The sequence below is a fragment of the Catenibacterium sp. genome (assembly GCF_052354645.1).
Classification (GTDB): domain Bacteria; phylum Bacillota_I; class Bacilli_A; order Erysipelotrichales; family Coprobacillaceae; genus Catenibacterium; species Catenibacterium mitsuoka_A.
The window spans coordinates 1-7,428 of the sequence record NZ_DAWDDM010000087.1 but is presented as its reverse complement, the minus strand read 5'-3'; the positions used below and the strand labels follow the sequence as shown (position 1 = coordinate 7,428).

The 7,428-nt window shown below is 35.2% G+C and carries 7 protein-coding genes; 6 read left to right on the top strand and 1 reads right to left on the bottom strand.

Annotated features, from left to right (window positions below; genetic code table 11):
- Positions 1 to 149 precede the first annotated feature (149 nt).
- From pflB to ACT8VG_RS05350, 6 genes are all read left to right on the top strand, one after another.
- Positions 150 to 2,411, top strand: a complete 2,262-nt coding sequence (pflB, locus tag ACT8VG_RS05375; RefSeq protein WP_444195348.1) for a formate C-acetyltransferase — start codon at positions 150 to 152, stop codon at positions 2,409 to 2,411.
- Between the two features lie 51 nt (positions 2,412 to 2,462).
- Complete coding sequence (gene pflA / locus ACT8VG_RS05370) at positions 2,463 to 3,197, top strand: pyruvate formate-lyase-activating protein (protein ID WP_022424479.1); 735 nt, start codon at positions 2,463 to 2,465, stop codon at positions 3,195 to 3,197.
- Positions 3,198 to 3,233: 36 nt separating this feature from the next.
- Entirely contained in the window at positions 3,234 to 3,491 is a 258-nt protein-coding gene (locus tag ACT8VG_RS05365) for a hypothetical protein (RefSeq protein ID WP_444195347.1), read from the top strand.
- A gap of 87 nt (positions 3,492 to 3,578) precedes the next feature.
- On the top strand, positions 3,579 to 4,463 hold the full coding sequence (locus tag ACT8VG_RS05360; protein ID WP_117458303.1) for an ROK family protein: 885 nt from the start codon (positions 3,579 to 3,581) through the stop codon (positions 4,461 to 4,463).
- 39 nt (positions 4,464 to 4,502) lie between these two features.
- A complete protein-coding gene (locus ACT8VG_RS05355; protein WP_117458304.1) occupies positions 4,503 to 5,702 on the top strand; it encodes an L-serine ammonia-lyase, iron-sulfur-dependent, subunit alpha in 1,200 nt (399 codons plus the stop codon).
- 39 nt (positions 5,703 to 5,741) lie between these two features.
- Entirely contained in the window at positions 5,742 to 7,034 is a 1,293-nt protein-coding gene (locus ACT8VG_RS05350) for an MATE family efflux transporter (protein WP_418967442.1), read from the top strand.
- Positions 7,035 to 7,041: 7 nt separating this feature from the next.
- On the opposite strand, the gene ACT8VG_RS05345 is transcribed toward ACT8VG_RS05350, so the two are convergent.
- A complete protein-coding gene (locus ACT8VG_RS05345) occupies positions 7,042 to 7,347 on the bottom strand; it encodes a hypothetical protein (protein ID WP_444195346.1) in 306 nt (101 codons plus the stop codon).
- Positions 7,348 to 7,428 lie beyond the last annotated feature (81 nt).

Below are 7,428 nucleotides of genomic sequence, written 5' to 3'. Positions count from 1 at the left end.
TAAAAAATGTTATACGTTTACAGAAAACGCATACAAAAATGTAAGCAAATCCATAGACAAACATTTTGAATAATGGTATATTGAAATCGCTGAAAAGGATGAGTAACAAAATTCAGTAGTTTTTTATACTTTAAGGAGGAATTGTTACAATGGATACAAATCGTTTTGCTGATGCGTGGGCTGGATTCAAAGGCCGCTTATGGAAAGAAGAAGTAAATACTAGAGACTTCATTCAGAATAACTACAAACCATATGATGGCGATGAATCATTCTTAGCTGAACCTACAGAAGCAACTAATAAATTATGGGGCAGATTACAGGAACTTCAGGCAGAAGAAAGAGCTAAAGGCGGAGTTCTTGATATGGAAACTGAAGTGGTTTCTGGTTTAACTGCTTATGGACCTGGTTATATTGATGAAAGCATGAAGGACTTAGAAACTGTTGTTGGTTTACAGACAGATAAGCCTTTAAAGAGAGCATTCATGCCTTATGGTGGTATCCGTATGGCTGAACAGGCTTGCGAAACTTATGGTTACACACCAAACCCAGAATTACACAAAATCTTTACTGAATATCATAAGACTCATAACCAGGGTGTATTTGATGTTTACACTCCTGAAATTATGAAAGCACGTCATAATAAGATTATCACTGGTCTTCCAGATACATATGGTCGTGGACGTATTGTTGGTGACTACAGAAGAGTTGCTTTATACGGTATCGATGCATTAATTGAATGGAAGAAAGAAGACTTTGCTAACTGCGGTAGCGGATCTATGACTGAAGACATCATCAGAAAGAGAGAAGAAATTGCTGAACAGGTAAGAGCTCTTAACAATATGAAGAAGATGGCTGAAGCTTATGGTTATGATATTTCTAAACCAGCTACTAACGCTCGTGAAGCATTCCAGTGGTTATACTTTGGTTATTTAGCAGCTATCAAGACTCAGAATGGTGCAGCTATGTCAGTTGGACGTATCTCTACATTCCTTGATATCTATATTGAAAGAGATTTAGCTAACGGTACATTAACTGAAAGCGAAGCTCAGGAATTAGTTGACCATATCGTTATGAAATTCCGTATGGTTAAGTTCGCACGTATCCCATCATACAATGCATTATTCTCTGGTGACCCAGTATGGGCTACTCTTGAAGTTGCAGGTTTAGGTACTGACGGACGTTCAATGGTTACAAAGAATGACTACCGTTTCTTACATACATTAGAAGATATGGGTCCTTCTCCAGAACCAAACTTAACAGTTCTATATACAGAAGCATTACCAGAAAACTTCAAGAAGTATGCTGCTAAGATTTCTATCGATACTTCATCAATTCAGTATGAAAACGATGACGTTATGAGACCTGTATGGGGCGATGACTATTCAATCTGCTGCTGTGTATCAGCTACTCAGACTGGTAAAGAAATGCAGTTCTTCGGTGCAAGAGCTAACTTAGCTAAGTGCTTAACTTACGCTATCAATGGTGGTGTCGATGAAAAGACTAAACAGCAGGTAGGTCCTGAATATAGAGGAATTACTTCTGAATATCTTGATTATGATGAAGTTATCAAGAAATATGAAAACATGATGGGCTGGTTAGCAGACTTATATGTAAATACATTAAACTTAATCCAGTACATGCATGATAAATACTACTATGAAGCTGCAGAAATGGCATTAATCGATACTGATGTTCGTAGAACATTCGCTACTGGTATTGCTGGTTTCTCACATGTAGTAGACTCATTAAGCGCAATTAAATATGCTAAGGTTAAGACTATCAGAGATGAAGATGGTATCGTAGTTGATTACGAAGTTGAAGGTGACTTCCCTCGTTATGGTAACGATGATGACAGAGCTGACAACATCGCAGTTTGGTTATTACATACATTCTTAGAAAAGATCAAACAGCATCATACATATAGAAATTCTGAACCAACTACTTCAATCTTAACAATCACTTCTAACGTAGTTTATGGTAAGGCTACAGGTTCATTACCTGATGGACGTAAAGCTGGTGAACCATTATCTCCAGGTGCTAACCCATCATATGGTGCAGAAAAGAACGGTTTACTTGCTTCATTAAACTCAGTTGCTAAGTTACCTTACGAATGGGCATTAGATGGTATCTCAAATACTCAGACAATTGCTCCAAGTGCTTTAGGTCATGACGAAGCTGAAAGAGCTGATAAGTTAGTAACAGTTATGGATGGTTACTTCAGACAGGGTGCTCATCACTTAAACGTTAACGTATTCGGTAAAGAAAAGTTAATCGATGCAATGGAACATCCAGAAAAACCAGAATATGCAAACTTCACAATCCGTGTATCTGGTTATGCAGTTAAGTTCATTGACTTAACTAGAGAACAGCAGTTGGACGTAATTGCTAGAACTTGTCACGAGCATATGTAATAATTAAAACAGTCTCTTATGAGACTGTTTTTTATAGAGGAGGAGAATGTAATGAACGCTCGTGTACATTCCGTTGAAACATTTGGTCTTGTAGATGGACCAGGTGTACGTTTTATCTTATTTCTACATGGATGTCCTTTTAGATGTCAATTCTGTCATAACCCAGATACATGGGCAAGTCAGAAGTTTGAAGAATGGACACCACAGCAGGCATTAGACCGTGCCTTGCGTTTTGAACCTTATTGGGGTAAAGATGGTGGAATTACTGTATCTGGTGGTGAACCACTTGTACAGATTGATTTCTTATTAGAATTCTTTAAACTTGCTAAAGCTGCAGGAATCAATACATGTATTGATACAAGTGGTGCATGCTTTACAAGAGAAGAACCTTTCTTCTCTAAGTTTGAGGAATTAATGAAATATACTGATTTATTGATGGTTGACATTAAAGAAATTAATGACGAAAGACATCAGGTATTAACAGGTGCTTCAAACAAGCGTGTTCTTGATATGATTCAATATTTGAATGATATCAATAAGCCTATCTGGATTAGACATGTACTTGTTCCTGAAAGAAGTGATTATGATGAAGATCTTCATGCTTTAGCTGATTATATTGATACTTTAAGTAATGTGAAAAAGGTAGAAGTTCTTCCTTATCATACTCTTGGTGTATATAAGTGGAAGGAACTTAACTTAGAATATCAGCTAGAAGGAATTGATCCACCTACAAATGAACGTGTAGAAAACGCAAATAAGATTCTACATACAGATAAATATAAATAAGTATGATATAATGTCTCCTAGAAGGAGGCATTTTTCATGGATGATTTGCTTTTTGATGAAAATTACATTGTTTTCTTACAGAATCAGAGTTTAGATACTTTATGCAGCCTTTATTATGAGATACATAATCAATTAATGGATATTATTCATACTCATAATGAGGAAGAAAACTATAAAGTAATAACTGCTAAACGTGCGATGATTGAAGGAACAATCATGACCAAGGTCATGCAGGAACATGGTTATTCTTTAGATCAATATGCTTACTATAAAAATGATAAGATGGTAGCCTAAAAATTTCATACCTTAAAAAAAGCTCGTTTACTTTTAGTAGTAAATAATTTAAAATATGAGTGATTACTATTATGGAGGTAAAGGATAATGAAATTAGGTACTATTGAAGGTGGAGGAACAAAGTTCGTTGTTGGTGTTGGTGATGAGAATGGTAATATCTTTGAAAGAGAATCTTTCCCAACTACAACACCAGAAGAAACAATGAAGAAAACAATTGAATTCTTCAAGGATAAGGGTGTAGAAGCTATTGGCTTTGGATCATTTGGCCCAATTGACCCAGATAAGACAAGTCCTACTTATGGAAGTGTCACTACTACTCCTAAACCAGGATGGTCTAATCATAATGTCGTAAAGGATTTAGAAGAAGCATTCCCAGGTGTTCCTGTAGGATTTGATACTGATGTAAATAGTGCATGTTTAGGTGAAGTAGAATTTGGTGCTGCAAAAGGATTAAATAGCGCATTATACTTGACTATTGGTACAGGTGTAGGTGGAGGTGCTGTTGTAGAAGGTAATCTTGTACATGGTTTACTACATCCTGAAATGGGTCATATGAAATTGATCACTCGCCCAGAAGATACTTATAAGGGTAAATGTCCATATCATGGAACATGTTTTGAAGGTTTAGCAGCTGGACCAGCTATTGAAGAACGCTGGGGTAAGAGTGCTAAAGAATTACCTGTTGATCATCCAGCATGGGATTTAGAAGCTTATTATATTGCTCAGGCTTTATGTATTTATATTCTTACAATCTCACCTAAGAAGATTATTTTAGGTGGAGGTGTTATGCACCAGAAACAGTTATTCCCAATGATTCATAAATACGTTCAGGAAATGTTGAACGGCTATGTTGCAAAAGAAGAAATTACAACAGATAAGATCAAGGATTATATTGTTTATCCAGGACTTGCTGATAATGCAGGATTATGTGGTGGATTAGCACTTGCTAAACAGGCATTAAAGAATAAATAAAAGCAGGCATAGCCTGCTTTTTTTAAAGGAGGATAATACATGCAATCACTTAGAGAACTTTATAAGATAGGAATTGGTCCTTCCTCATCTCATACTTATGGACCAATGAAAATCGCTGAAAGAATCAAATCACTTTATCCAGATATGGAAAAGGTACATGTTGATCTGTATGGTTCTTTATCTTTAACTGGTAAAGGACATTTAACAGATAAAATCATGCAGAAGACATTTGCGCCTGTACCATGTGATTTCTCTTTTAAGAGCGGTGAATTACCTTACCATCCTAATGGGATGTTAGTCACAGTATATTGTGGTGGAGAAGCATTAAAACCTATTGAAGCGTATTCTATTGGTGGAGGAGAAATTTACTTTAAGGGAGACTTAGAAGAGGATAAGGTAGAAATCTATCCTCATCATACAATGCGTGAAGTCATTGATTATTGTGAAAATGAAGGATTATCACTTTATGATTATGTCTTACGTTTTGAAGATGAAAACTTTAAAGAATATTTATTTGAAGTTCTTGAAGCAATGTTTACCTGTGTAGAAAATGGGTTACATACACAGGGAATCTTACAGGGCAGTCTGCAATTAAAAAGAGTAGCTGGTTCTATGTATCAACAGGCTTTAAACACACATCATGAAATGGCTCAGGAACGTTTATTTATTGCCAGCTATGCTTATGCAGTTTCTGAAGAGAATGCAGATGGTCATATGATTGTTACTGCACCAACATGTGGTGCAAGTGGTGTACTACCAGCTATTCTCTATTATGCATATCATCAAATGGGCTTAAAAAAGAGAGACTTAGTCAAAGCACTTGCGATTGGAGGATTATATGGTAATACAGTTAAATATAATGCGACTATTGCTGGTGCAGATGGAGGATGTCAGGCAGAAGTAGGAACAGCTTGTGCGATGGCAAGTGCCTCTATGGCCTGGATCAATGAGTTAAATAATAGTCTTGTTGATTATGCAGCAGAAATGGGATTGGAACATAACTTGGGATTAACATGTGACCCAGTAGGTGGTTATGTACAGATTCCTTGTATTGAAAGAAATGCTTTGGCTGCATTACGTGCTTATGATGCGGCTATGCTTGCAGGGCAGTTAGGTTATGTACGTAAGAATAAAGTACCTTTCGATACAGTTGTAAGAGTTATGAAAGAAACAGGCAAAGACTTGAATGTTGCTTATAAAGAAACATCTCTAGGAGGTCTCGCAAAAGAATTGAAATAGTGAGTTCACTATTTCTTTTTTTTATAAAGGGGGAAAACTATGAAACAAAGATTTATTAAATATATATGTTTAAGCATATTGGGAGAAATGGCTATATCGTTTTATATACTTGCTGATACATTCTTTATTGCCCAGGGAATAGGGGATAAAGGACTCACTGCATTGAATCTTGCGATACCTGTATTTAATTTTATTTATGGGATAGGGCTCATGTTAGGAATAGGATCTGGTATTAGATTATCTATCCTGAAAATAGATCACAAGCACGATGAAATCAATCAGGTATTTGATCATACAGTGCTTTTAGGACTTGTAATAGGAGTACTTTTCATGATTACAGGAGTATTATATAGTCCTTCTCTTGCAAGAATGCTAGGAGCCAATGATGCCGTATTACAAGATACAGTCATTTATCTAAGAACTATTATGATATTTACACCTGCCTTTATCTTCAATAATGCACTCAATGCATTAGTAAGAAATGATAACAATCCCGCTCTTGCGACAACAGCTATGATTGTAGCTTCACTGATGAATGTTGTACTAGACTATGTATTTATATTCTTATGTCATATGGGAATGTTTGGTGCTGTTTTTGCGACAAGTCTTGCACCTTTGATTGGCTTAAGTATTCTCTCTTTACACTTCATTAAAAAGAAGAATACATTCCATCCCGTTCAGCTTCGTTTTCAATTCTCTATGATTCAAAGAATTATTAAACTAGGTTTTCCTTCTATGTTGATAGAGATATCAAGTGGTTTAGTTGTTCTTCTTTTTAATACACTTATATTAAAGATTACAGGTAATATAGGTGTTGCTGCTTATGGTGTTGTATGTAATATATGGCTTGTATGTGTTGCAATATTTAATGGTCTTGCAAATGGTATGCAGCCTCTTACTAGTGAATCATATGGTTCTCATGATACAAAGAATCTTATTATGTTAAGAAGAATGACTCTTACTATTTCTTTATTAATATCTTTCACAATTTACTTAACAGTCTTCACAAATGCCTCTATGATTACTTCTCTATTTAATAAGACAAACAATCCAACATTATATACACTAGCAATAGAAGGCTTTAAAATAATGTTTATTGGCCTATTCTTTGCAGGGGTAAACATTGTCTTAACGACATACTTTACTTCAATAGAAAGCGCTAAAATAGCTTCTACACTTATTCTATTACGTGGTGTAGTACTTATCGTACCTGCATCTATCATTCTTTCACAATTAGGTATGAAAGGAATCTGGGCATCATTACCACTATCTGAAATCATGACTACATGTGTAGGACTTACGTATCTCAAACTTAAAAGAGCGATTGACTAAATCGCTCTTAAATTCTTTTTCTTAATATTATATAGAGTATGATTGAAAGAAGAGGAATAAGAAGATACATTCCAACTATGATGAACATATTAGAAAGAGTACTAAAGGCTTTTGTCTGTTCATATAACATCATAGACATCGATATCGTACTATAGTGCATCACAAATGTACCAATGACTTCTACACCTATAAGTAGATAAAATAGCTTAAACATTTTTGCATTTACTAATAAGAATGTAAGGAATAATGATACAATCAATAATGGTAGAAGCTTAAGAAATAAGCTGCTATAAAGAGATTGAGAAACATTCATAATATTCACCTGCGCTTTCGTTTATGTTTTTCCTCTATAATTATTATAAGAATTATTTAAGAAGGAGTAAACGTATATTAC